Source organism: Microbacterium sp. Yaish 1 (assembly GCF_002245215.1).
Lineage (GTDB): Bacteria > Actinomycetota > Actinomycetes > Actinomycetales > Microbacteriaceae > Microbacterium.
The window spans coordinates 1,090,643-1,114,529 of record NZ_NPMR01000002.1; the positions used below are offsets into that span (position 1 = coordinate 1,090,643).

At 72.4% G+C, this 23,887-nt stretch carries 23 protein-coding genes; 12 read left to right on the plus strand and 11 right to left on the minus strand.

All coding sequences use genetic code 11. The features are described 5' to 3' along the window. The first annotated feature begins 20 nt into the window (after positions 1-20). The gene (locus CI089_RS14300) at positions 21-971 is read left to right on the plus strand and encodes an aldo/keto reductase (protein ID WP_094262116.1); all 951 of its coding nucleotides are present in this window, start codon (positions 21-23) and stop codon (positions 969-971) included. A 176-nt stretch (positions 972-1,147) separates the two neighbouring features. Continuing rightward, positions 1,148-1,774, plus strand: a complete 627-nt coding sequence (locus CI089_RS14305) for a helix-turn-helix transcriptional regulator (RefSeq protein ID WP_094262117.1) — start codon at positions 1,148-1,150, stop codon at positions 1,772-1,774. Between the two features lie 35 nt (positions 1,775-1,809). On the opposite strand, the gene CI089_RS14310 is transcribed toward CI089_RS14305, so the two are convergent. Next, positions 1,810-2,376, minus strand: coding sequence for a TetR/AcrR family transcriptional regulator (locus CI089_RS14310; RefSeq protein ID WP_094262118.1), 567 nt, complete (start codon positions 2,374-2,376; stop codon positions 1,810-1,812). A gap of 23 nt (positions 2,377-2,399) precedes the next feature. On the opposite strand from CI089_RS14310, the gene CI089_RS14315 reads away from it, so the two are divergent. After that, complete coding sequence (locus CI089_RS14315; protein ID WP_179223346.1) at positions 2,400-3,578, plus strand: MFS transporter; 1,179 nt, start codon at positions 2,400-2,402, stop codon at positions 3,576-3,578. 14 nt (positions 3,579-3,592) lie between these two features. Here the strand turns inward: CI089_RS14315 and moaA are convergent, their stop codons facing one another. Beyond that, positions 3,593-4,603, minus strand: a complete 1,011-nt coding sequence (moaA, locus tag CI089_RS14320) for a GTP 3',8-cyclase MoaA (protein ID WP_094262120.1) — start codon at positions 4,601-4,603, stop codon at positions 3,593-3,595. A gap of 196 nt (positions 4,604-4,799) precedes the next feature. Between moaA and CI089_RS14325 the strand changes: the two genes are divergently transcribed. The 4 genes from CI089_RS14325 (at position 4,800) to cydC (ending at position 10,716) form a co-directional block, all read left to right on the plus strand. Beyond that, positions 4,800-6,227 (plus strand): cytochrome ubiquinol oxidase subunit I, encoded by a 1,428-nt coding sequence (locus CI089_RS14325; RefSeq protein WP_094262121.1) that lies wholly within the window; start codon positions 4,800-4,802, stop codon positions 6,225-6,227. Positions 6,228-6,237: 10 nt separating this feature from the next. Beyond that, positions 6,238-7,269: a cytochrome d ubiquinol oxidase subunit II gene (gene cydB / locus CI089_RS14330; RefSeq protein WP_094262122.1), complete on the plus strand. Its 1,032-nt coding sequence runs from the start codon at positions 6,238-6,240 to the stop codon at positions 7,267-7,269. An 85-nt stretch (positions 7,270-7,354) separates the two neighbouring features. Continuing rightward, positions 7,355-9,058, plus strand: a complete 1,704-nt coding sequence (gene cydD / locus CI089_RS14335) for a thiol reductant ABC exporter subunit CydD (RefSeq protein WP_094262123.1) — start codon at positions 7,355-7,357, stop codon at positions 9,056-9,058. After that, on the plus strand, positions 9,055-10,716 hold the full coding sequence (gene cydC, locus CI089_RS14340) for a thiol reductant ABC exporter subunit CydC (RefSeq protein WP_094262124.1): 1,662 nt from the start codon (positions 9,055-9,057) through the stop codon (positions 10,714-10,716). The genes cydD and cydC overlap by 4 nt, the downstream gene beginning before the upstream one ends. Before the next feature lie 34 nt (positions 10,717-10,750). Here the strand turns inward: cydC and CI089_RS14345 are convergent, their stop codons facing one another. From CI089_RS14345 to CI089_RS14365, 5 genes are read right to left on the minus strand one after another with little or no spacing between them, the layout of a single operon-like run. Beyond that, positions 10,751-11,356 (minus strand): GNAT family N-acetyltransferase, encoded by a 606-nt coding sequence (locus tag CI089_RS14345; RefSeq protein WP_094262125.1) that lies wholly within the window; start codon positions 11,354-11,356, stop codon positions 10,751-10,753. A 16-nt stretch (positions 11,357-11,372) separates the two neighbouring features. Continuing rightward, positions 11,373-12,467 (minus strand): ABC transporter ATP-binding protein, encoded by a 1,095-nt coding sequence (locus tag CI089_RS14350; protein WP_094262126.1) that lies wholly within the window; start codon positions 12,465-12,467, stop codon positions 11,373-11,375. Next, positions 12,464-13,243: an ABC transporter permease gene (locus CI089_RS14355; protein ID WP_370877349.1), complete on the minus strand. Its 780-nt coding sequence runs from the start codon at positions 13,241-13,243 to the stop codon at positions 12,464-12,466. Before CI089_RS14355 ends, CI089_RS14350 begins: the two co-directional genes overlap by 4 nt. A gap of 53 nt (positions 13,244-13,296) precedes the next feature. Continuing rightward, positions 13,297-14,115 carry a molybdate ABC transporter substrate-binding protein gene (gene modA, locus CI089_RS14360; protein WP_094262128.1) on the minus strand — a complete coding sequence of 273 codons (819 nt, stop codon included), beginning with the start codon at positions 14,113-14,115 and terminating at the stop codon, positions 13,297-13,299. Between the two features lie 3 nt (positions 14,116-14,118). Further along, positions 14,119-14,511, minus strand: coding sequence for a TOBE domain-containing protein (locus CI089_RS14365; protein WP_094262129.1), 393 nt, complete (start codon positions 14,509-14,511; stop codon positions 14,119-14,121). Positions 14,512-14,630: 119 nt separating this feature from the next. Between CI089_RS14365 and CI089_RS14370 the strand changes: the two genes are divergently transcribed. From CI089_RS14370 to CI089_RS14385, 4 genes are read left to right on the plus strand one after another with little or no spacing between them, the layout of a single operon-like run. Then, complete coding sequence (locus tag CI089_RS14370; protein ID WP_094262130.1) at positions 14,631-15,734, plus strand: ThiF family adenylyltransferase; 1,104 nt, start codon at positions 14,631-14,633, stop codon at positions 15,732-15,734. Further along, on the plus strand, positions 15,722-16,981 hold the full coding sequence (locus CI089_RS14375; RefSeq protein ID WP_306426979.1) for a molybdopterin molybdotransferase MoeA: 1,260 nt from the start codon (positions 15,722-15,724) through the stop codon (positions 16,979-16,981). The genes CI089_RS14370 and CI089_RS14375 overlap by 13 nt, the downstream gene beginning before the upstream one ends. A gap of 4 nt (positions 16,982-16,985) precedes the next feature. Continuing rightward, entirely contained in the window at positions 16,986-17,465 is a 480-nt protein-coding gene (gene moaC, locus CI089_RS14380; protein WP_094262132.1) for a cyclic pyranopterin monophosphate synthase MoaC, read from the plus strand. Then, positions 17,465-17,698 (plus strand): MoaD/ThiS family protein, encoded by a 234-nt coding sequence (locus CI089_RS14385; protein ID WP_094262133.1) that lies wholly within the window; start codon positions 17,465-17,467, stop codon positions 17,696-17,698. Before moaC ends, CI089_RS14385 begins: the two co-directional genes overlap by 1 nt. 21 nt (positions 17,699-17,719) lie before the next feature. Here CI089_RS14385 and CI089_RS14390 read toward each other — a convergent pair whose 3' ends face one another. The 3 genes from CI089_RS14390 to CI089_RS14400 are packed head-to-tail and all read right to left on the minus strand — an operon-like array spanning position 17,720 to position 20,234. Then, positions 17,720-18,148 (minus strand): molybdenum cofactor biosynthesis protein MoaE, encoded by a 429-nt coding sequence (locus CI089_RS14390; RefSeq protein WP_094262134.1) that lies wholly within the window; start codon positions 18,146-18,148, stop codon positions 17,720-17,722. Beyond that, positions 18,148-18,624: a MogA/MoaB family molybdenum cofactor biosynthesis protein gene (locus tag CI089_RS14395; protein ID WP_094262135.1), complete on the minus strand. Its 477-nt coding sequence runs from the start codon at positions 18,622-18,624 to the stop codon at positions 18,148-18,150. Before CI089_RS14395 ends, CI089_RS14390 begins: the two co-directional genes overlap by 1 nt. Then, on the minus strand, positions 18,621-20,234 hold the full coding sequence (locus CI089_RS14400) for an SDR family oxidoreductase (RefSeq protein ID WP_094262136.1): 1,614 nt from the start codon (positions 20,232-20,234) through the stop codon (positions 18,621-18,623). Before CI089_RS14400 ends, CI089_RS14395 begins: the two co-directional genes overlap by 4 nt. A 242-nt stretch (positions 20,235-20,476) precedes the next feature. Between CI089_RS14400 and CI089_RS14405 the strand changes: the two genes are divergently transcribed. Continuing rightward, a complete protein-coding gene (locus CI089_RS14405) occupies positions 20,477-21,952 on the plus strand; it encodes an MFS transporter (protein ID WP_094262137.1) in 1,476 nt (491 codons plus the stop codon). 24 nt (positions 21,953-21,976) lie between these two features. Here CI089_RS14405 and CI089_RS14410 read toward each other — a convergent pair whose 3' ends face one another. Further along, positions 21,977-23,887, minus strand: coding sequence for a helicase HerA-like domain-containing protein (locus CI089_RS14410; RefSeq protein WP_094262138.1), 1,911 nt, complete (start codon positions 23,885-23,887; stop codon positions 21,977-21,979).

Here is a 23,887-nt window from a genome sequence, read left to right on the forward strand (position 1 = left end):
CCCGGTACCTTGAACCGATCATGAGCACGATCGGAAACAGCGACCTCTCCGTCTTCCCCCTCGCCCTCGGCGGCAACGTCTTCGGCTGGACCGCCGACCGCGACACATCGTTCGCGATCCTCGATGCCTTCGTCGAGGGAGGCGGCAACTTCGTCGACACCGCGGACGTGTACAGCGCGTGGGCACCCGGGCACAGCGGCGGCGAGAGCGAGACGATCATCGGCGAATGGCTCGCAGCGCGCAGCCGCCCCGAGGTCGTCGTGGCGACGAAGGTGAGCCAGCATCCCGACTTCCGCGGACTCTCCGCGTCGAACATCCGCGCCGCCGCCGAGGCTTCCCTGAAGCGCCTGGGCGTCGACGCGATCGACCTCTATTACGCCCACTTCGACGACGAGGAGACCCCGCTCGAAGAGACCGTCGGCGCGTTCGGCCAGCTCGTCGCCGACGGCCTCGTCCGCCACATCGCCGTGTCGAACTACACCGCCGAGCGCATCGAGGAGTGGCTGCGCATCGCCGATGAGACCGGCGTCGCCCGCCCCGTGGCCATCCAGCCGCACTACAACCTCGTGCACCGCAACGAGGTCGAAGAGACGATCGTGCCGATCGCCGAGCGCGAGAACCTCAGCCTCATCCCCTACTTCGCTCTCGCGAAGGGCTTCCTGACCGGCAAGTACCGGTCGACGGATGCCTCGGCCCACAACACCCCGCGCGCCGAGGGCGCCGCCGTGTACGCGACGCCGCAGGGTCTGCAGATCATCGACACCCTGGAGCGCATCGGCGCCGCACACGACGTGTCGATCGCCTCGGCCGCTCTCGCGTGGCTGCGCTCGCAGCCGACCGTCGCCGCGCCGATCGCGAGCGCCTCGCGCCTCGAGCAGGTGCAGGGCCTGCTCGACGGCGGGCGCGTCGAGCTCACGGCCGACGAGATCGCCGAGCTCACCCGCGTGTCGACCTGGACCCCGGAGGCCTGATCCGCGGCACCCCCAGCTCGGAGAATCACGCGAACCTCGGAGCCCTGCGCGAGCGGGCTCCGAGGTTCGCCGTTTCCTCCGAGGTTTGCGGTTTCCGCACCTAGGACGCGCGAGCAAACCCACAAATTTCACGGTGTGGTAAGACCACAGGCGGTTTTCCGTGTTTAATGAGTCCCATGAGCACCGCGACCGTCGGATACAGCGCCATCTCGAGCTACTCCCGCGTGGAGATCCTGCACCTCATCCAGGAGCAGCCCCGCCGGACGATCCTCGAGCTGCAAGAGGCCACCGACCTGCACCCGAACACCATCCGCGAGCACCTCGCACGCCTGATCTCCGACGGTTTCATCGTCGCCGAGAAGGAACACCGCACCACCCGCGGTCGTCCGCGCGTGCTCTACAGCGCCGCCGACGGAGACGCGACCCGCAGCGCCATCCAGCGCCGCAAGGTGCGGGATGCCGCGCAGCGCGGCGACCTCATGCGCCGCGTCCTCACCGTCGATGTCCCCGACGTGCTCGAGACCCGCGCCCTGCATCAGCTCGATGCCCTCGTCGAGGAGCTCGAGGACGAAGGCTTCGACCCGATCATCGACGACACCGCGCTGACGGTCGATCTGACCCCCTGCGCCCACGCGACCGCGCAGGCCGATCACCGGGAAGTGCTCTGCAGCGTGCACCTGAGCCTGCTGCAGGGCGTGCTCACCGAGGCGGGCGGACCGCTCGCCGTCGACGGCATGCGCTCCTCGTGCGACCCGTCGGTCTGCATCATCCAGCTGCTGCACGCCGCGACCACCCACGACTGACGCGGACGGAATCGACGCCCGGGCCGAGTCCGACCTCACCCCCGGGCGTCCGCGATCAGAATCGCCGCCGTCGAGCGCGCGAGCGCGGTGTCGTGACCGCGCTCGCGCAGCCGCATCGCCAGGTCGCCGCTGACGACGAGGAGCAGCCGCTCCGCGAGCTCGGTCGCGGCGGCCCCGGCGATCGGACGCGCGAGCTCCGTCAGCCGCGCCCGCATGCCCTCGGTGTCGGCGCGAACAGCGGATGCCACCTCCGGCGGCGGATCGGCGTATTCGGCGGCCGCCCCGAGGAAGGCGCACCAGCGCGACCCCCGCGGCTCGTCGCGGAAGAGCGTCAACGCATCGAACACCGCCAGCAGCCGCTCCTCGTCGTCGGTGCTGCGCGCGACGGCGGCGTCCCACGCCTCGATCCATGTCCGCTGCCGCCGTTCGAGCGCGGCCGCGAGTAGCGCCTCTTTGCTCGCGTATCCGCGATAGAGGGTCGCCGCCGACACTCCGGCACGCGCGATCACGGCGTCGATCGGCGTCGCGGCGATGCCCTGCGTGAAGAAGAGGTCCTCGGCGGCGTCGAGGATGCGTTCCTCCGTGCGCGGCCGCATTCCCATGCCAGCACTCTATGCTCGGTAAAGTGAAACGGTCGTTTTTGTTTCGGCGGTGGGGTCTCGTCGCCTCCGGTGTCGCGCTGATCGCGGCGACCTACGGCCTCGTGCGCCTCGCCTTCGGACTCCATCTGCCCGACATGAGCGCCGACCTCGGCATCGACACCGCCGCCGCCGGCCTCGTCTCGGCGGCGGCGTCGATCGTCTACGCCGTCGCCGCGCTCGTCGGCTTCCTGGCCGCCGAGCGTCACCCGCGCGTCCTCGTCGTCGCGGCGATCCTCACGGCGGGCGGCGGCGCCGTCGGGATCGCGGCGGCCACGGATGCGGTGACCTTCGCCCCCGCCGCAGCGATCTCCTCCGCGGGCGCGGGGCTCGCCTCGCCCGCCCTCGTGCGCCTGGTCGCGCGCACGTTCGCCGGCCACGAGTCGAGCACTCCGCAGGCCATCGTCAACGCGGGGACCGGCCCGGGCCTCGTCGTCGCCGGCTTCATCGCCCTGGCCCTCTCCCCCGACTGGCGCGCCTGCTGGCTGATCGCGGCGCTCGCGACCGTCACGGCGGGGGTCGCCGTCCTCGTCACCGACCACCCGCGGGGCAGCGCTGCGGGAGACGAAGGCGCGAGCCGGCCTCCCCTTCTCCCGCCGGGCGGGTGGTGGACAGCGCATCGCTCGGCGATCGCGGCATCCGTCCTGCTCGGAATCGGCGCGTCGGCCATCTGGAACTACGGCCGCACCGTCGTGGTCGACGCGGGCGGATCGCAGACCCAGTCGGTGCTGGCGTGGATCCTGCTCGGATGCGGCGGCGCCGCCGTCATCGTGACATCGCGGCCCGTGTCCGGCCTGCACCCCCGCGTGCTCTGGCTGATCGGCGCGGGTCTCATCGCCGGGTCGACGCTCGCGGTCGGCGCCGCCCCGGCGAATCCGGCGCTCGTCCTCGTCGCGTGCGCCGGGTTCGGGTGGGCGTACGTCACCGCCTCGGGCGCGCTCATCGGGTGGACGACGCGGATCGATGCCGGACACGCGGCCGCCGGCACAGCTCTCCTGTTCGTGACCTTCATGGTCGGACAGGCGGTCGGCGCGGCAGCGATCGGTGCACTGCTCCCCCACGGCGGCCCGGCGCTCGTGTTCGCCGCAGCCGCCGCGACGTGCCTCGCCGGGGGCGCGATCCTGATCGCACCAGCCCGCCGCGAGGCGACCGCACCCCGCACCTGAGCCGAAGCTCCGACCTAGCCGCCGATCGCGTTCATCCCGCGCGCGGGCTGGAGGAAGCCCGGGTCGTCGATCGCGTGGCCGGCCTTCTTGCCGGCGATGCAGTTGCGCAGCACCCGATCGATCCTCTCGGCTCGCGCCTCGGGCGGCGTCTCGGAGCGCAGGACCGGCAGCAGGTCGTACTCGTCGATCGAGAAGAGGCAGTTGCGCAGCTGGCCGTCGGCGGTCAGCCGCATCCGGTCGCACGCGCCGCAGAACGGGGCGGTCACCGATGCGATGACGCCGACCGTGTGCGGGCCGCCGTCGAGCCGCCACCGCTCGGCGGGCGCGCCACCACGGCCGGGGACGGGCTCGAGGCTCCAGCGCGCCGACAACGCCTCGAGGATCTCCTCGCGCGTGACCATGCTCGACCGGTCCCAGGTGTGGCCGGCATCCAACGGCATCTGCTCGATGAATCGCATCTGCGCATCGTGCGCCACGGCGAAGGCCACGAGGTCGGCGAGCTCGTCGTCGTTGACACCGCGCATCGCGACGGCGTTGATCTTCAGCGGCCGGAGCCCGGATGCCTGAGCGGCGCGCACTCCGTCGAGCACCTCGTCGAGGCGGTCGCGACGGGTGAGGTTCCGGAACCGCTCTCGGTCGAGGGTGTCGAGCGAGATGTTCAGGCGAGAGAGCCCGGCGGCGACGAGGTCGGGCAGCACCTCGGGCAGCCGGATGCCGTTCGTGGTCATGGCGATCTCGATCGGGCCGTCGGGCGACTCGATCGCCGCGAGCCGACGCACGATCTCGACGATGTCGGTGCGCAGCAGCGGTTCACCACCGGTGAGGCGGAACGTCGTGATGCCCGCGGCTGCGGCGACGGTCGCGACCTCGACGATCTCATCGAGGGTGAGGATGCTCTGCCTCGCGAGCCATTCGTTGCCCTGCTCGGGCATGCAGTACGTGCAGCGGAGAGAGCAGCGGTCGGTCAGCGAGATGCGCAGGTCGCGGTGGACCCGGGCGAATCTGTCGACGAGCGGCTCCCCCATGGGTCGAGCGTAAGCGGCTTCCGAGCACCCGAGGGTCGGTCGCGCCGGATCGGAACCGCCACTTGTGGTCTGACAGCACCTTGCTTAGTGGTCTGACCACGCGTAGCATTATTCCCGGCCGCCCCTGAGACCGGGGAAAACCACACTCGATACCTTCAGCCTGTCGAAACCCTCGCCTCCCGAAAGGCACGCCCCGATGGACTTCCTCGATCCGCTCCTGCTGGCACGCTGGCAGTTCGGTCTGACGACGCTGTACCACTACCTCTTCGTGCCGCTGACCCTCGGGATGGCTCTCGTGGTGGCGATCTTCCAGACGGTGTGGCACCGCACCGGCAACGTGAAGTGGCTGCACCTGACCCGCCTGTTCGGCAAGATCTTCCTGATCAACTTCGCCATGGGCGTCGTGACCGGCATCGTCCAGGAGTTCCAGTTCGGCATGAACTGGTCGGCCTACTCGCGCTTCGTCGGCGACATCTTCGGCGCACCGCTGGCCTTCGAGGGCCTCCTCGCCTTCTTCTTCGAGGCGACCTTCATCGGCCTGTGGATCTTCGGCTGGGACAAGCTGCCCAAGGCGCTCCACCTGTTCTCGATCTGGATGGTCGTGCTCGGGTCGACCCTGTCGGCGTACTTCATCCTCGCCGCCAACGCGTTCATGCAGAACCCGGTCGGGTACCAGATCGCCGGCGACGGCGGTCGGGCGGAACTGATCGACTTCGGCGCGGTCCTGACCAACCCGATCGTGCTCGCCGCATTCCCGCACACGATCTTCGCCGCCTGGATGTTCGCCGCTGCCGTGGTCATCGCGGTCGCCGCCTGGCACCTCTCGCGCGCGCAGCACGTCGAGACGATGCGTCCCGCGCTCCGCTTCGGCATGTGGGGCATGATCGTCTCGTTCGTCGGCGTCGCCCTCTCGGGAGACCAGCTGAGCCTCGTCATGGTCGCGACCCAGCCCATGAAGATGGCCGCGGCCGAGGCGATGTTCAACAGTGCGTGCGGTGCGGACGCATCGTTCTCGATCTTCTCCATCGGAACCCCCGACGGCACCGAGGAGGTCTGGTCGCTGCGCGTGCCCTATCTGCTGTCGTTCCTGTCGACCCACAGCTTCGACGGGTGCGTCGAGGGCCTGAACGACCTGCAGGCGCAGTACACCGAGACCTTCGGGGCGGGCGTCGACTACCGCCCCATCGTGTGGGTCACCTACTGGTCGTTCCGCTGGATGATCGGCCTCGGCGGCATCGCGACCCTCATCTCGGTCGCCGGCCTCTGGGTCACGCGCAAGAAGGCTCAGCGCCCCGTCGCCCGATGGATGTGGAAGGTCGCCATCTGGTCGGCTCCCCTCCCCCTCCTCGGCAGCCTCGTCGGCTGGGTGTTCACCGAGATGGGCCGTCAGCCCTGGATCGTCTTCAGCCTCATGCTGACCGAGGACGGGGTCTCACCCAACGTGCCCGGCTGGACGGTGCTCATCTCGCTCATCGCCTTCACTGCGGTGTACGCATCGCTCGCGGTCGTCGAGTTCGGACTCATCCGCAAGGCCGCGCAGAAGGGTCCCGACCCGCTGCCCGAGCCGGGCTCGCCCGAAGCCGAGGACGCCTCGGCGTCCCACACCCAGACCACCGTCTACTGAGGAGCACGACATGGATCTCGCATACGTCTGGTTCTTCATCGTCGGAGTGCTCTTCGTCGGCTACTTCGTCCTCGACGGGTTCGACTTCGGCGTCGGGATGTCGCTGCCCTTCCTCGGCAAGGACAACGTCTCGCGGCGCCAGATCATCAACACCATCGGCCCGGTCTGGGACCTCAACGAGACCTGGGTCATCGTGGCGGGCGCGTGCCTGTTCGCGGCGTTCCCGGAGTGGTACGCGACCCTCTTCAGCGGGTTCTACCTGCCGCTGCTGCTGATCCTCATCGCCCTGATCCTGCGCGGGGTCTCGTTCGAGTACCGCCACCAGCGTGACGACGCCACCTGGCGCAAGCGCTTCGATCTCATGATCGTGGTGGGCTCGGCTCTCCCCGCCTTCCTCTGGGGCGTCGCGGTGGCCAACATCGTGCAGGGCGTGCCGATCGATGCCGACAAGGAGTTCACCGGCACCCTTCTCACGCTCCTCAACCCCTACGGTCTGCTCGGCGGTGTCGTGACGCTGCTGCTGTTCTTCACGCACGGGGTCTACTTCGTCGCCCTCAAGACCGACGGCCCGGTCCGCGAGCAGGCTCGCCGGCTCGCGACGAAGTCGGGACTGCTGACCCTGGTCGCCGCTGCCGTCTTCCTCGCGTGGACCGTGCTCTCGGCGATGCAGGCGCAGGCGCCGCTGCTGCCCCTGGTGTTCGTGACCGCCGCCGCGGCGGCGCTCACGCTCATCGGGGCGCTCCTGGCCAATGCGGTCGGCCGCGAGGGGTGGGCCTTCGCGGGAGGCGCCGGCACCGTGATGTTCGCCGTGCTGACCCTCTGGCTCTCGCTGTTCCCGAACGTCATGCCGTCGTCGACCGACCCCGCGTGGAACCTGACGATCGAGAACGCGTCGTCGACCGACTACACGCTCACGATCATGACCTGGGCGGCCGTGATCTTCCTGCCCCTGGTGCTGCTCTACCAGGGCTGGACGTACTGGGTCTTCCGCAAGCGCATCACGCGGGCCCGTATCGAAGAGGCCGAGCTCGTCGCCCATTGACCGGCACGGGATGCCTCGGATCCGCGCGACCGCGCCGGGCCCGAGGCATCCCGGTCCCGGGGTAAGGCAGGATCGAAGGGTGAGCATGGACGAGCCCGAGGCGCCCGCACGCTCGAGCGGGCGGCCCGTGGATCCGCGGCTGCTGCGCTACGCGCGGGCCTCGCGCGTCTTCTTGGTTGCGATCGGGGCGATCGGCCTCGCCCAGACCGCCGTGATCGTCGGCTTCGCGTGGCTGACCACGCAGGCCATCGTCGGGGCCATCGGCGGGATGCCGGTCGCCGACCTCATGCGCATCCTCGGTGCCCTCGCGGCCGTCGTCGCCGCGCGCGCCGGGCTCCTCTGGCTGCGCGAGGCCGTCTCTGCTCGCGCCGCTGCCCGGGTGCGCAGCGAGTTGCGCGGCGGACTCACCTCTGCCGTCGGTCGCCTCGGCCCCGGATGGCTCGCGAGCCGGAACTCCGCTCAGCTCGCCGTGACCGCCGGCCGCGGCCTCGACGCGCTCGACGCGTACTTCGGCCGCTACCTGCCGCAGCTCGTCCTGACGGTCATCGCGACGCCCGTGCTCATCGCCGTCATCTGGTGGAGCGACTGGATCTCCGGGCTCACGGTCCTGCTCACGATGCCGCTGATCCCGCTTTTCATGGTGCTGATCGGCCTGGCGACCCGCGCCGTCCAGCGGGCGCAGTGGCAGACGCTCCGCCAGCTCGCAGCCCGCTTCGCCGACACCGTCCGCGGCCTATCGACGCTCACGGTGTTCGGGCGGCAGCACCGGGCCGCGACGTCGATCGAGCGCGTGACGGAGAATTACCGCATCGAGACGATGCGCGTGCTGCGGGTGTCGTTCCTGTCGGGCTTCGCGTTGGAGTTCCTCGCCTCGATCTCCGTCGCGATCGTGGCGGTGTCGATCGGCTTCCGGCTCATCGATGGCTCCCTCGCCCTCTCGGTCGGACTCTTCGTGCTGCTGCTGGCCCCCGAGGCGTACCTTCCGCTGCGTCAGGTCGGCGTCCAGTTCCACGCCGCCGCCGAAGGGGTCGCGGCCACCGACGACGTCTTCGAGGTCCTCGACGCGGCGCGGGCGCTGCCGCGGCAGGAGGCCGCGAGCTCAGCGCGGACGGATGCGGCGACGAGCGTCGCAACGGAACGCGGCGTCCTCCACGCCGATGAGCTCCGGGTGCGGCGCGGCGACTCGCTGCTCGCGCCGGTGTCGTTCACGGCGAGGCCCGGCACCATCACGCTCCTGTCGGGGCCGAGCGGCGCGGGAAAGTCCAGCGTCTTCGCCGCGCTGCGCGGCGTGGCCTCGTTCGAGGGCGAGCTGACCCTGGACGGCGGACAGGTTCCGCCGCCGGCGTCGTGGCTCGCCTGGGCCGGACAGGACCCGGGCCTCATCGCCGGCAGCGTCGCCGAGAACGTCACGCTCGGCGCTCCCTCGGACCGTACCGCGGGGGCCGCGGGCGAGCGGGCCGTCGCTCGTGCACTCGCCGCGGCCGGCGCCGCCGGCCTCGACCCGGCGCTCGAGCTCGGCGTGCGCGGCGCGGGCCTCTCCGGCGGTCAGGCGCAGCGCGTCGCGGTCGCGCGTGCCCTCTTCCGGCACGCGGTCGTCGGGGCACCGGTGATCGCCCTCGACGAGCCGAGCGCGGCTCTCGACGCCGAGACCGAGGCCGCCCTGTGGCAGAGTCTGCGCCGCGTCGCGGACGACGGCGCGACCGTCCTGCTCGTCTCGCACCGGGAGACGGCCCGTTCGATCGCCGACGTGCTCGTGGACGTGCGACCCCGATCCGAGGTGACGGCATGACGACGACCGCCGACGTGCTCCGCGGCGCGATGCCGGCGCCGCGACGGTTCTGGCGCGCCCTCGCGACCGGCTTCGCGACGGAGGCCTCGGCCGTCGCGCTCCTCGCGTGCAGCGCGTGGCTCATCGTCCGCGCGAGCGAACAGCCCGCGGTGATGTACGTGATGGCCGCCGTCGTCGGGGTGCGGGCGTTCGCGATCTCGCGCGCCGTCTTCCGCTACCTCGAGCGCCTCACGTCGCACGACGCGGCGCTGCGTCAGCTCGCCACGACGCGCACCGACCTCGTCCGACGCCTGATCCCGCTCGCGCCCGACGGGCTCGGCCGCATCCGCCGGGGATCCGCTCTCTCCGCCCTCGTCGACGACGTCGACGACCTGCAGAACCTGCCCCTGCGGGTCGTCGAGCCGCTGGTGGCATCGGCCACAGTGGCCCTCGCCGCCGTGGTCTTCGTCGCGACCGTCTCGTGGCCGGCCGGGCTCACCCTGCTCGGCTGCCTCGTGGTCGCCGCGGCGGCGGCCACCGGCTGGGGCTGGGTGGCGGGCGCCCGCGCGGAGCGCACGATCGCCCCGCTCCGCGCGCGCCTCGCCGACGCCGTCGCCGACCACCTCGGGAGCCTCGACGTGCTGCTGGCCTACGGGGCCGAAGAGCAGAGCCGGCGCCGTATCGAGGCCGCGGACGCCGACCTGCGCCGTGCGGTCGTCCGCCGAACCGGGGCGCAAGCCGGAAGCGCGGCCATCGTCTCGCTGGCCGCCGGCGCCGCGTCGATCCTCGCGGTCGCCGTGACCGCACCGGATGTCGCGACCCTCGGCGGTCCGTGGCTGGCCGTCGCCGTCCTCGTGCCGATGGCCGTGTTCGAGGTCTTCCAGACGGTTCCGCTCGCGGCGGCATCCTGGCGTCAGGTGCACGCGTCGGCGGAGCGCATCGCCGAGACCGTGCCGAGCGGCATCCCCGCCGGTCTCGTCGACAGCAGCGTCGTCCCCACGGGCGTCGCGCCCGCGCTCGGCGACGGCCTGCACCTCCGCGACGTGTCGGTCACGTGGCCCGGCGCCGAGCGTCCCGCCCTCACGGGTATCGACCTGGATGTCCGTCCGGGTGAGCGCCTGCTCGTCGTCGGCTCGAGCGGTGCGGGCAAGTCCACGCTCGCGCATGCCCTCGTCCGCTTCCTCGACGTCGACGGGAGCTACCGCGTCGGGCGCACCGACGTGCAGGACCTCTCCCCCGACGACGTGCGCCTGACGGTGGGACTGTGCGAACAGCAGCCGATGCTCTTCGACGAGGACATCCGCCAGAACCTCCTGTTCGCCCGCGACACCGCGACCGACGCCGAGCTGGAGGCCGTGCTCGAGCGCGTCGGCCTGGGCGGATGGCTGCGCGAGCGCGGCGGTCTCGACGCTCGCGTCGGCGAGCACGGCGCCCTCGTCTCGGGCGGTCAGGCGCAGCGCATCGCGCTCGCTCGTGCGCTGCTCCACGGCTTCCCCGTGCTCGTGCTCGACGAGCCGACGGCCGGGGTCGACCCCGCGGCATCCGACGCGCTGATGCGCGATCTGCTCTCGGCCGTCGACGAGGAACGTGCCGTCGTGCTCATCTCGCACGTGCGGGTGCCGAGCTCGCTCGTCGACCGCACGGTCCGCATCTCCGACGGGCGCCTGCTCGCCGGCTGACGCGCGGGCCACCCCCGCGCGGTCTGACCGGACGTCAGCGCGCGAGATCGATGCCGAAGGCCTGGGCGCCGGGCGAGGAGGGCAGGCGCTCGAAGCCCAGGCGGTCGTAGAAGGCGAGTGCCCCGGCGTTGGCCGCCGACGCGACCAGGTGCAGGCGGGTGACGCCCGACGCCCGCAGCTGCTCCGACACCCGGTCGATCAGCCGGCGCCCCCACCCCTGTCCCTGCGCCGCGGGCAGCAGGTCGATGTGCAGGTGCGCGGGATACGCCTCGGCGAGCGGCTCGGCTCCGGGGCGTCGGCCGTAGGCGTACCGCAGCGTCCCCGCCTGGCGCGAGGTGTCATCGGGCGAGGGCTCGGGCCACCGGTCGGCGAACCGCGGCCACCACTCGGCGCGGAACCACTCCTCGAAGACATCGGTATCGGGTGTCGCGACGACGTAGCCGATCGCGCGGTCGTCGTCATCGGCCACGACGAAAGCGAAATCCGGATGCCGCTCGGCGTAGGGCAGCACGAAGACCGCTCCCCAGATGTCGTCGTCGTCGAAGATCCCCGCGGCATCGGAGCCGTGGTCGGCGGTTCGCAGACAGATCTCGCTCAGCGCGGCGTCATCGCCGGGCCGGACGGCACGCATGTGGGGCATGCCCCCATCGTGCCACTCAGCCCCACGTGATCGCGGCGGCCGTCAGCGAGAGCTGCACGGGGGCGCCCGCACGGATGTCCGCGGCCAGATCCACCGGGATGTCGACCGCCAGCGGCGGATCGGCGACGAGCACCCGTACCCCGCCGACCGTGGGCTCGAGCCGCACGACGGGAGCCAGCCACACGACGCGGTCGTCCTCCGATGGCGCAGCCCCCGACGGCGCAGCGCCCGACCGCACGAGCCCGTCGCCGGCCGTGGCCCCATCGAGCCGGACGTCGCTCGGGCGGAACAGAGCGGCAGCGGGACCACCGTCCGCTCCGGGTCGGGGCACCGAGAGGGTGCCGGCCTGCCAGACCGCGTCATCGCCCTGGCCGACCACGTTGCCGACGACGCGGTTCATTCCCGCGATGGCCGCGCCGAACGCCGTCGCCGGGCTCCGCAGCACGTCGCGGACGGAGCCGCTCTGGGTCACGCGTCCTGCTTCGAGCACAACAAGCCGATCGGCCACCGCGGCGGCATCGAGGGCATCGTGGCTGACGATCACGGCCGTCGTCCCGGCGGCGCGCAGCTGCTCGCCGAGCATCGTCCGCAGCGAGGCGGCGGTCGCCGGGTCGAGCGCCGTGAACGGCTCGTCGAGCAGGATGACGCGGGGCCGCGCCGCGAGCGCGCGGGCGAGGGCGACCCGTTGCTGCTGACCGCCCGACAGCTCTCGGGGGTACCGGGCGTCGACGCCGGCGAGACCGACCCGTTCGAGCCAGTCCTCGGCGATGTCGCGCGCCCGGCGCGCCGGCTCTCCGCGAGATCGCAGGCCGAAAGCCACGTTCTCGCGCGCCGAGAGGTGCGGGAAGAGGCCGGGGTCCTGACGCAGCATCACGATGCCACGCTGCTGCGGCGCCACCCGGCGGCGGGGGCCGGCGACCTCGTCGTCGTCGACGCGGATCGATCCCGCATCGAGCGGGACGAGGCCGGCGATCGCCTCGAGCACCGTCGTCTTGCCCGCGCCGCTCGGCCCCATGACCGCGACGACCTCGCCCGGTTCGGCGACGAGGTCGGCGGCCACGGCGATGCCGGGGCGCTGCACTCGGACGCGAGCGGTGAGCCGCGCGCTCATCGGGCGCCGCCCGGCCGCCAGGCGCGCACGAGCAGCAGCGCGGCGATCGCGGTGATCAGCAGCAGAAGCGACAGCGCGACAGCCGTGCCCTGCGACACCCCCGCGCCGTTGAACGCCGTGTAGATCGCCAGCGGCATCGTCTGCGTGACGCCGGGCGCGTTGCCGGCGAACAGCGCCGTCGCACCGAACTCGCCGAGGGCGCGCGCGAAGCACAGCACGGTTCCCGCGATGAGCCCGGGGGCGGCAAGGGGCAGGGTGACCCGGAACAGGATGCGCCACCGTCCCGCGCCGAGCGCGGCGGCGGTCTGCTCGTAACCGACTCCCGTGGCCCGCAGGGCGCCTTCGAGCGCGAGGACGAGGAAGGGCAGGGCGACGAAGGTCTGCGCGATGACGACGGCCGCAGTCGTGAACGGGATGCGGATGCCGGCCTCGCCGAGCACCGCGCCCAGCCAGCCGCTACGGCCGAACAGGAACAGCAGGGCGACGCCGCCGACCATCGGCGGCAGCACGAGCGGAACCGTCACGACGGCGCGCAGCACCGCCGCACCGCGGGCGCCCGCCCGGGCCATCGTGAGGGCGAGCGGCACGCCGAGGACGAGGCAGACGGCGGTCGCGGCGAGAGCGGTCTGCAGCGACAGCGCGAGCGCCGCGCCGGCCTCGGGCGAGGTGACGTCGGCCCAGACCGTCGCGGGGTCGACGCGCCCCACCAGCGCGATGAGCGGGACCACGAGCAGCGCGAGCCCGAGGACGGCGGGCAGGACGAGGACGCGCGGCAGGTGCCCCGGCGCGCTGCGGCGCTTCGCGCGGGGGTGCCCGGTCGCGTCGGCGCTCACGGGGCACCGAAGCCGAGACGGCGGAGCACCGCCTGGCCGTCCGCCGACAGCACATAGGCGACGAACGCCTCCGCAGCCTCGGGCGACCGCGCGTCGGCGAGCGCCGCGATCGGATACCGGTTGACCACGTCGTCGGCGCCGGGGGTGTCGACGGTCTCGACGTCGTCGGTCAGGGCGGCGTCGGTGACATACACGAGCCCGGCATCGGCCTCACCGCTCGCGACCTTCGTCAGCACCGCCGTGACGTTCTGCTCGTAGCTGTCGACGCTCGCGATGACACCGGCGTCGCTGAGAAGCGTCTCCGATGCCGCACCGCACGGCACCGCCGGTGCGCACAGCACGACGGTGCGCTCCTCGTCCGCGAGGTCTGCCAGGCCGGCGATCGAACCGGGGTTCCCGGCGGGCACGAGGAGGGTGAGCCGGTTCGTCGCGAAGACGTCCGGGGTGGCGGCGAGCCCGGCGTCGACGACCTTCCGCATGTTCGTCTCGTCGGCCGAGGCGAACACGTCGGCGGGCGCGCCCTCGATCAGCTGCGTCGCGAGCGTCGACGACCCGTCGTAGCTGATCGGCGAGATCGTCACGGCCGGATGCCGCCGCTCGAACTCGGCCGCCAGCTCGTCGAAACCCGTCTTCAGCGACGCCGCGGCGAACACGGTGACCTCGCCTGAGATGTCGGGGCCCGCGGAGCCGGACTCGGACTCCGCGACGCCGGTCTCGGCATCCGTCCCTCCGCCGGGGCCGGCGCCCACGGCGCATCCGGCCAGGAGGAATATGGCGGCGGCGAGGGCGGCGATGCTCGTTCGTCGGGTGCGCACGGCTCAGTCCTTCGGGGTCTCGACGACGACGGTGGTGGCCTTGACGACGGCGACGGCGAGAGACCCGGGCTCGAGCTCCAGCTCGCGCGCCGCCTCGGCCGACATCAGCGACACGATCCGGTGCGGTCCGGACTGCACGTCGACCTGCGCCATCACGCCGTCGATCTGCACGCGAGTGACGAGGCCGACGAATCGGTTGCGGGCGCTCGAGAGCCGATCCGAGGGGTCGGCGGCGGCGGAAGCCAGCTCGACCGCGTGGGCCGCGAGCGCGTCGCCCGGTACCCGTGCAGGGCTGTCATCGGTGACCGGGAGGATGCCGTGGTCGATCCAGCGACGCACGGTGTCGTCGCTGACGCCGAGCAGGCGCGCCGCCTCCGAGATGCGATATGCCGTCATGGGCTGAACCTACCCGCATCTGCGGATCACAGGGGCCGAATCGGCCGTATCCGCGGATGCTGACGTCTCCGCGTCTCCCGTGCGCCCGGGGTGCCCCCGCGCGCGTCTAGCCTGATCCCATGACCGTCCCGCCTCTCGTCGCTCCCACCGGGCCCCTGTCGGATCGCGAGCGCGAGCGAACCGCGAGGCATGCCGTCCTCGCGGGTCTCGGCGACGCGGGGCAGCGGCGGCTCGCGGCTGCCCGCGTGGCCGTCGTCGGCGCGGGAGGCCTCGGCTCGCCGGTGATCCTCGCCCTTGCGGCCGCCGGAGTCGGGACGATCACCGTCATCGACGACGACGAGGTCGAGTACGCCAATCTCCAGCGGCAGGTCATCCACCGGGTCGACGACGTCGGTTCGCCGAAGGTCGCCTCCGCCGTACGCGCCGCCGCGGCGCTCTCCCCCGAGACCCGGATCGAGACGCGCCGCGAGCGGCTGGATGCCGACAACGCGTCGCGTCTGCTGGCGGGCAGCGACCTCGTGATCGACGGGACCGACACCTTCGAGACCCGCACCGTCGTGGCTGCGGCCTGCGCGGCACTCGGACTGCCGCTCGTCTGGGGCGTCATCCAGGAGTTCCACGCGCAGGTCACCGTCTTCTGGACCGCGCCGCCCGACGGCGTACCGGCGATCGGCCTCGACGATCTCTATCCCGCCGGCAGCGCCGACGACCTGCCGACGTGCGCCGAGGTCGGCGTGCTCGGCTCGCTCTGCATGACGGTGGGCGGAATGCTCGCGACCGAGGCGATCAAGCTCATCACCGGTGTCGGCGAACCGCTCCTGGGCCGGCTCCTCGTCGTCGACGCCCTCACCGGCACCCAGCACGAGGTGCCCCTGCGCGCGGCCTCGAGTGCGGCGCTCACCGCCCCGGTTCCTCCGCCCCCTCCCGGGCCGAGGCGGACGGCGGCACCCGAGATCGACCTCGAGCAGCTTCGCGCGCAGCAGTCCGCCGGCGCGGTGGTGCTCGACGTGCGAGAACCCCACGAGACGGCGACCGGCGTGCTTCCCGGATCGGTGCTGCTGCCGCTCGGAGAACTCCTCGCGGCCCCCGACCGCGTCGATGCCGACCGGGTCGTGGTCGTGTGCGCGCACGGCATCCGTGCCCGTCGCGCCGCCGACGTCCTCCGGGGCCGCGGTGTCGCGGCATCCGTGCTCGCGGGCGGGCTCGCGCGGTGGCAGTCGTGAGCGGCGGGCTGCGGACCGTCGAGGAGCAGCTCGCGGACGTCCTCGCCGCCGTCCGCCCGCTGCCGACACGCACGGCCGGGCTCGCCGACGCCGCCGGCTGCGTCCTTCGCGAGGCCGCGGTCGCGCGCGGAGGCATCCCCGACTTCGACAACTCGGCGATGGACGGCTTCGCGGTGCGCTTCGACGACGTCGCGGATGCGTCGGCCGAGCACCCCGTCGATCTGGCGGTCATCGCCGACCTGCCGGCCGGCTCCGCCGACGATCCGCCCCTGAGCCCCGGGCAGGCCGCGCGCATCATGACGGGCGCCCCGGTGCCGACCGACGCCGACACCATCGTGCCGTTCGAAGACACCGCGGGCGGCCTCGACGATTCGCTGACGACCGCGCGCGTGCTCGCGGCCCCCGCCCGGCGGGGCGTGTTCGTCCGGCGCGCGCACGACGACATCCGCCCCGGCGACACGGTGCTGGGCGCGGGAGTTCTGCTCGGTCCCCGGCAGCTCGCCGCCCTCGCTGCCGCCGACATCGCGCGCGTCGCGGTCTCGGAAGCTCCCCGCGTCGTCGTCATCTCGACCGGCAGCGAGCTCGTCGAGCCCGGCCTCCCCCGCTTCCGCGGACAGATCCCCGAGTCCAACGGCCTGCTGCTCGAGGCGCTCGTCCGTCAGGCGGGCGGCGACGTCGTCCGCCGTGTGCACGTCGACGACGGCGGCACCGCGTTCCGTCGCGAGATCGCCGAGGCCACGACCGGTGGATCCCGCGCGGACGTCGTCATCACCTCGGGCGGGGTGAGTGCGGGTGCGTACGAGGTCGTCAAGACCGAGCTCGGCGACGCGCTCCGCTTCTCGCGGGTGGCGATGCAGCCGGGCAAGCCTCAGGCCTTCGGAGTCCTGCCGTCGGGAACCCTCGTCTTCGGCCTGCCGGGAAACCCGGTGAGCGCGGCGGTGTCGTTCGAGGTGTTCGTGCGCCCCGCCCTGCTCGCCCTCCAGGGCCGCTCAGACCTCCACCGGCCCGCGCTGCGTCTTCCCGCTGCCGAGTCCTGGCGCACACCACCGGGGCGCCGGCAATACCTTCCCGCGGTCATCGACCGCAGCGACCCCGCACGGTGGTGCGTGCGCCCGGCGACACCGGGGGGCTCGGGCTCGCACCTCGCGGGCGCCCTCGCCCTCGCCGAGGCGTACGCGGTCGTCCCGGCCGAGACCGCCGTCGTCGAGGCCGGCGACCTCATCGAGGTCGTGCTGCTGGAAGAATGAGGGCATGAGCTTCACTCACCTCGACGACGCCGGTCACGCTCGCATGGTCGACGTCACCGCGAAGCAGCCGACCGTCCGCGCGGCGACGGCGCGCGGGTTCGTCCGCTGCTCGCCCGAGGTCGTCGCAGCCCTCCGCGACGGCACGGTGCCGAAGGGCGACGTCCTCGCGGTCGCGCGCATCGCCGGCATCCAGGCTGCCAAGCGCACCCCCGAGCTGCTCCCGCTCGCCCACGTGATCGGCGTGCACGGGGTCGTCGTCGACCTCGACATCACCGATGCGGGCATCGACATCGAGGCGACCGCGCGCACCGCCGACCGCACCGGCGTCGAGATGGAGGCGCTCACCTCGGTCGCGGTCGCCGCCCTCGCCGTGGTCGACATGGTGAAGGGCATCGACAAGGCGACCTCGATCGAGAACGTCCGCATCACCGCGAAGTCGGGTGGCCGGAGCGGCGACTGGCGGCGTCCCGCCGAGGGCGCCTGATGGCTCGCGTGCGCTACTTCGCCGCGGCTGCCGAGCGCGCGGAGACGGCCGAGGAGGTCCGTTCCGAGGCCAGCCTCGGCGCTCTGCGCGACGCACTGTCGCGGGAGCATCCCGGGCTGGCGGCGATCCTGCCGAAATGCGCCGTCCTGGTCGACGGCGCACGCGTCGCCGACACGACCGAGATCGGACCCGACGTCACCGTCGACATCCTGCCGCCCTTCGCGGGCGGCTGAGACGGCCCGGGTTCGACGCGATCAGCCGCCGATCCCCTTCCACGCGGTCGTGCCGTCGGCCTCGATCTGCTGCTTCCAGATCGGCAGCTCGCGCTTGATCGCCTCGATCAGCTCACGGCACACATCGAACGCGTCGCCCCGGTGCGCCGTGCCCACCGCGATGACGACGGCCGCGTCCCCCACCGCGAGGTCACCGATGCGGTGGCTGACCGCGACGATCCCGTCACGGTCGCCGAGCGCCGCCTCGGCGATGGCTCGCAGCGTCGTCTCGGCGTCGGGGTGAGCCTCGTAGTGGAGCCCCGCCACCGCGCCGGCGGCATCCGGGTCGTGATCGCGCACGGTCCCGACGAAGCTCGTCACGGCCCCGACGGCGGAGGAATCGACGGCCGCCAGATGCCGGGACACGTCGAGAGGCTCCGCGGTGATGCGGGCGATGCGGATCTCGCCCATCAGTGATCGTGCCCGTCGAGCTGGGCGACGACGTGCCCGGCGATCCCCGTCACCACATCGATGCCGGATGCGACGGCGCGCGGCGACCCCGGCAGGTTCACGATGAGCGTTCGTCCGACCACCCCTGCCCGCCCCCGCGAGAGGACAGCCGTGGGCGTCTCGGAGACGCCGCGGCGTCGCAGCTCTTCGGCCACGCCGGGCAGCTCGCGCTCGATGACCTCGCCGGTACCCTCGGGAGTCTCGTCGCGCGGTGCCACGCCGGTGCCGCCCGTCGTGACGATCAGGCGCGCTCCGCCTGCGATCGCGGCGCGCAGCGCCTCGGCGACGGACGCGGCCCCGTCGGCGACGACCACCGCATCGCCACACTCCCACCCCGCGGCGCGCAAGGCCTCGACGGCGACCGGGCCGGCCGCATCCGGACGCTCGCCGCGCGCTGAGCGGTCGGAGACGGTGATGACGACGGCGGAGCGGCTCATGCCCCCACCCTAGAAGCGTCTTCATCCGCCGGGGCGGTGTCGTCGTCGGCGTGGGTGTTCTCGACGGCGATCCGCCCCTCCTCGACCTTCCCCTCGGCCATCTCGGTGATGCGCGTGGCCATCGCCGTGAAGATGAGCCCGTGGAACGGCAGCACACCGAGCCAGTACAGCCGCCCGGCCAGTCCGCGCGGGAAGAAGATCGCGCGCTGCTCATACCGGGCACCGCCATCCCGCGGGGCGACCTTCAGCTCGAGCCAGGCCTCGCCCGGCACCCGCATCTCGGCACGCAGACGCAGCAGGCGTCCCTCCTCGACGGCCTCGACGCGCCAGAAGTCGATCGCATCCCCCACCCGCACCTTTCCCCGGCTGCGGCGGCCGCGTGCGAGGCCGATGCCGCCGACCAGGCGGTCCATCCAGCCGCGGATCTCCCACAGCGCACGCGCCGAGTACCAGCCGTTCGTCCCGCCGATGCCCGCGATCACCTCCCACAGTCGCTCGGGCGACGCGGTCGTTTCGGCGGAGCGCTCGTCGGTGAACACGGTCCGCCCCGCCCACTCGGGGTCGCTCGGCAGCGGATCGCTCGGCGCGCCGAGCACGTCGGCGTCCTGCCAGCTCGTCTCGACCTCGTCGGCGTCCACCCGGCCGAGCGCGAGCCGCACGCTCGTCCGATACGACGTCAGGCCGCCCTCGGGCTGCGGGATGATGTCGTCGATGTCGTGGTCGTCCATGACGCACTCGTTCTGGAGCGACGCGATGAGCGGGCGGGCGATGGCGCGCGGCACCGGCGTCACGAGGTTGACCCAGTGCGAGGCGAGCCCGGGTGTCAGCACAGGCAGAGCCGCGATCGCCCGCTGCCGCAGGCCCGCCTCCAGCGCGTACCCGTTCATCATCTGCCCGTAGCGCAGAACGTCGGGACCGCCGATGTCGACGGCACGGTTCAGCTCGGGATCGACGCGAGCCGCCCCGAGCAGATAGTGCAGGACGTCACGCACGGCGATCGGCTGGATACGGTTTCGCACCCACTTCGGCGCCGGCATGTACGGCAGCACGTCGGTGAGGTGACGGACCATCTCGAACGATGCCGACCCCGACCCGATGACGACGCCCGCCTGCAGCACGAGCGTCGGCACGCCGGACTCCAGCAGGATCTCGCCGACCTCGACGCGCGAGCGCAGGTGCGGCGACAACTCGGCGTCGGAGGGGTGCAGGCCACCGAGATAGACGATGCGCTTCACGGATGCCGCCGCCGCGGCGTCGGCGACCGTGCGGGCGGCCCGTTCGTCGGCCTCCTCGAAGCCGGCCCCCGCCCCCATCGAGTGGATGAGGTAGTAGACGACATCCACGTCATCGACGGCCTCGGCGACGGCATCCGCGTCGTCGGCCGAGCCGCCCACGATCTCGACGGCGTCTCCCCATGGGAAGCTCGCGACGCGCTCGGGAGTACGGGCCAGCACGCGCACGCGGTACCCCGCCGCGACGAGACGCGGCACCAGCCGTCCGCCGATGTACCCGGTGGCGCCGAGGACGAGGGCTCGCGGGGCGGACCCGTCCGGTCGGGGCTGCGCCTGCAGCTCGGGCTCGTGTCCGGTGGGTGCGGTCAGCTCGGTCATGATCAGACGGTAGGCGCGGACCGCTCCCGACCGACACGACTTGACATGCGGCGGATCGCCGGTCGCCGGTCGGGCACGGGGACAGCTTCGCCTCACGCGCGCGCGATAGGCGGCGATACGCCGGTTCGCAACGCCTCCGTCGGAAGTTGCGCCGGCCCCGGCACCGGGGTCTACGCTCCCGTGAGCGAAGGACAGTCGTCTGGCGACCCGAGCCCGGCGACGCTGCCGGAGGAGAACCGAATATGTCACGCACGCGCACGAAGCGGCCTGCCCGCCGACGTCTCGAGGTCGACGACGTCATCGTCGTCGAACGCAAGAAGGTCCGTACCGCGATCTCCGGCACCGTCGTCGGCAACTTCATGGAGTGGTTCGACTTCGGCATCTACGGCTACCTCGCCGTGACGCTCACCGTCGTGTTCGCCGAGGACATCCCCGACCCGTGGGGCCTGCTGGTGACCCTCCTCGGCTTCGCCGTGTCGTTCCTCGTGCGTCCCCTCGGCGGGATCGTGCTCGGCCCGCTGGGCGATCGGATCGGGCGACAGAAGGTCCTGTTCCTGACGATGGCGATGATGGCGACCGCGACCGCGCTCATCGGCCTGCTGCCGACCTCGGCGCAGATCGGCATCTGGGCTGTCGTCCCCCTGTACGTGCTGAAGATGGTGCAAGGCTTCTCGACGGGCGGCGAGTACGCCGGGGCCTCGACGTACGTGACCGAGTTCTCACCCGACCGCTCGCGCGGCTTCTGGGCGTCCTGGCTCGACGTCGGCTCGTACGTCGGCTTCGCCGCAGGTGCCACGGTCGTGGCCCTCACCACGCTCATCACTCAGGGCCTCTGGGGCCCGGACGCGATGGTCGACGGCGGCTGGCGCATCCCGTTCCTCGTCGCCATCCCGCTCGGCATCGTCGCCATCTGGTTCCGGCTGCGCATCCCCGAGACCCCGGCGTTCGAGCAGGAGTCGGAGTCGGGCGCGACGCTGGGCAAGGACGACCCGATGGCCCGTCACGGCATCGGCGGCATCCTGCGCCACCACTGGCGGACGATCCTCGTCGCCGTGGCGATCGTCGCCGCGACCAACACCGCCGGATACGCCCTGACCAGCTACATGCCGACCTACCTCGAGAAGGAGGTCGGACTCTCGAACCTCTCGGCCGCGGTGGCGACGGTGCCCGTGCTGGTCGTCATGTCGGCGACCCTCCCGTTCGTCGGGCGCCTCAGCGACCGCTTCGGCCGGCGCCGCATCTACGCTCTCGCGATCGGCGCCTCCCTCGTCCTGACGGTTCCCGCGTTCGCGATCATGCAGATCGGCGAGCTGTGGGCCGTGTTCATCGCTCTGGCCGTCATCGCCGTGCCGGTGGCGCTGTTCGTCGCGATCTCGGCGAGCGCGCTGCCGGCACTCTTCCCCACCGCGACCCGCTTCGGCGCCATGGGCATCGCGTACAACCTGGCGGTGTCGCTCTTCGGTGGCACGACGCCGTTGTTCAGCCAGGCGCTCATCGAGTGGACGGGCAACACATACATGCCCGCGTTCTACATCATGTTCTTCTCGGCGCTCGCGGCCGTCGCGCTCTTCGCGATGCGCGAGACGGCGCAGCGGCCGCTGCTCGGGTCGGTGCCGACGGTCGAGACGATCGCCGAGGCCGAGGCTCTCGTCGCCGGGCAGGACGACGATCCGCGCATCGACACCTCGACGATGCCGCTCGACATCATCCGTCCCTGAGGCGCCGCCGGCCCGGGCGCGTCCTCAGCGCCGCCCGGTGCCGAAGATGCCCCGGATGACGCCGGTCAGCACCTCCTGGGCCGCACGCGAGCCGAGGATCTGCTCCGCCGGCGTCTTCCGGCGTGACCGCGTGTTCGAGGTCATGCTGCGCAGCATCCGGTCGTACTCGCGACGCTCTTTCGCCTCGTCGGCCGCGGCCTGCTTGCGGATGGCGGCGAGCTGCTTCGCGTAAGCGGCGTCGGCCTTCGCCCGCAGCTTCGCGGCGTCCTGCTCGGCCTTGCGGCGCGCGGCCTCGGCCTCGGCCGCGTCGAGCGCCGCCTGCGCCGCGTTCATGCGGGCGGTGAGGATCTCCCGCGCCGACTCGCGATCGATCGCCTCGGCGTAGCGCGGCCGGATAGCGGATGCCGACACCCGGGCCTCGACCTCCGCCGCCGTCGCCGGCGACATCGACGCCTGCGGGGCACGGAGCCGCGTCCATGCGACGGGCGTGGGCGCGCCCTTCTCGTTCATCACCGTGACGATCGCCTCGCCGGTGCCGAGCTCCTGGAGCACCCGCTCGAGGTCGTAGCCCGAGCGAGGGTAGGTGCGCACGCTCGCCCGCAGGGCGGTGACGTCGTCGGGCGTGAACGCCCGCAGCGCGTGCTGCACGCGTGAGCCCAGCTGCGCCAGAACGTCGGACGGGACGTCCTTGGGCGTCTGCGTGACGAAGAAGACGCCGACGCCCTTCGACCGGATGAGGCGGACGGTCTGGACGACGGCGGCGAGGAAGTCCTTCGACGCGTCGCGGAACAGCAGATGCGCCTCGTCGAAGAAGAACACGAGCCCGGGCTTGTCGGCATCGCCGACCTCGGGAAGCAGCTCGAACAGTTCGGCCAGCAGGTACATGAGGAACGTCGAGTAGAGCACCGGCCGGTCGGCCACGCCGGGCACCTCGAGCAGGGTGACGACGCCGTCCCCCGTGTCGGTGGTGCGCAGGAGGTCTCGGACGTCGAACTCCGGTTCGCCGAAGAAGACATCGGCTCCGGCGTCGGCGAAGGTGATGAGCTCGCGGAGGATGACGCCGGCCGTGGCCTTCGAGAGTCCGCCGAGCTCCGCGAGCTCGGCCTTGCCCTCATCGCTCGTGAGGTAGGTCAGCACCGCCCGCAGGTCGGCGAGGTCGACGAGAGCCAGGCCGTTGGCGTCGGCGTAGTGGAAGACGAGACCGAGGCTCGATTCCTGCGTCGCGTTGAGCCCCAGCACGCGGCTCAGCAGCAGCGGGCCGAAGCCCGAGACGGTGGCGCGCACGGGCGTTCCCGCTCCGCGGTCGCCGAGCGCGAGGAACTCCGTCGCGAACGAGCGCGGCGTCCACTCCTGCCGGATGGCGCTCGTCCGGGAGAGCAGCTTCTCGCTCGCCTCCCCCGGCTCGGCCAGTCCCGACAGATCTCCCTTGATGTCGGCGGCGAACACCGGCACACCGTTCGCCGCGAGCTGCTCCGCGAGAACCTGCAGGGTGCGCGTCTTGCCCGTGCCGGTGGCGCCGGCCACGAGACCGTGACGGTTCGTCATCGCGAGCGGGATCCGGACCGGCGCATCGCGCAGCGGCTCGCCGTTGAGGAGAGCTCCGAGCTCGAGGGCGGGCCCGTCGAACGCGTAGCCCTGTCGGATCGCGTCGACCTCGGATCCCTCGAGGGGACCCGCCGCGCCGGAGGGCTCGGCTTCCGGGACCGGTGGCGGGGTGTCGGATTCCGGGGCGGGAGCCGGCGACTCAGGTTCCGCGGCGGGAGCCGAGGCCGCAGCACGCGCGGCATCCGCTTCGGCCGCGGCCAGCGCGGCCCGCGCCCGCGCGGCGACGAGGGCCGCCTCGGCGGCATCCGCTTCGGCGCGCAGTCGGGCGAGATCGGCCGCGGCGACCGCGGCATCGGAGGCAACGGCCGGATCGTCGGGCGAGACGCTCAT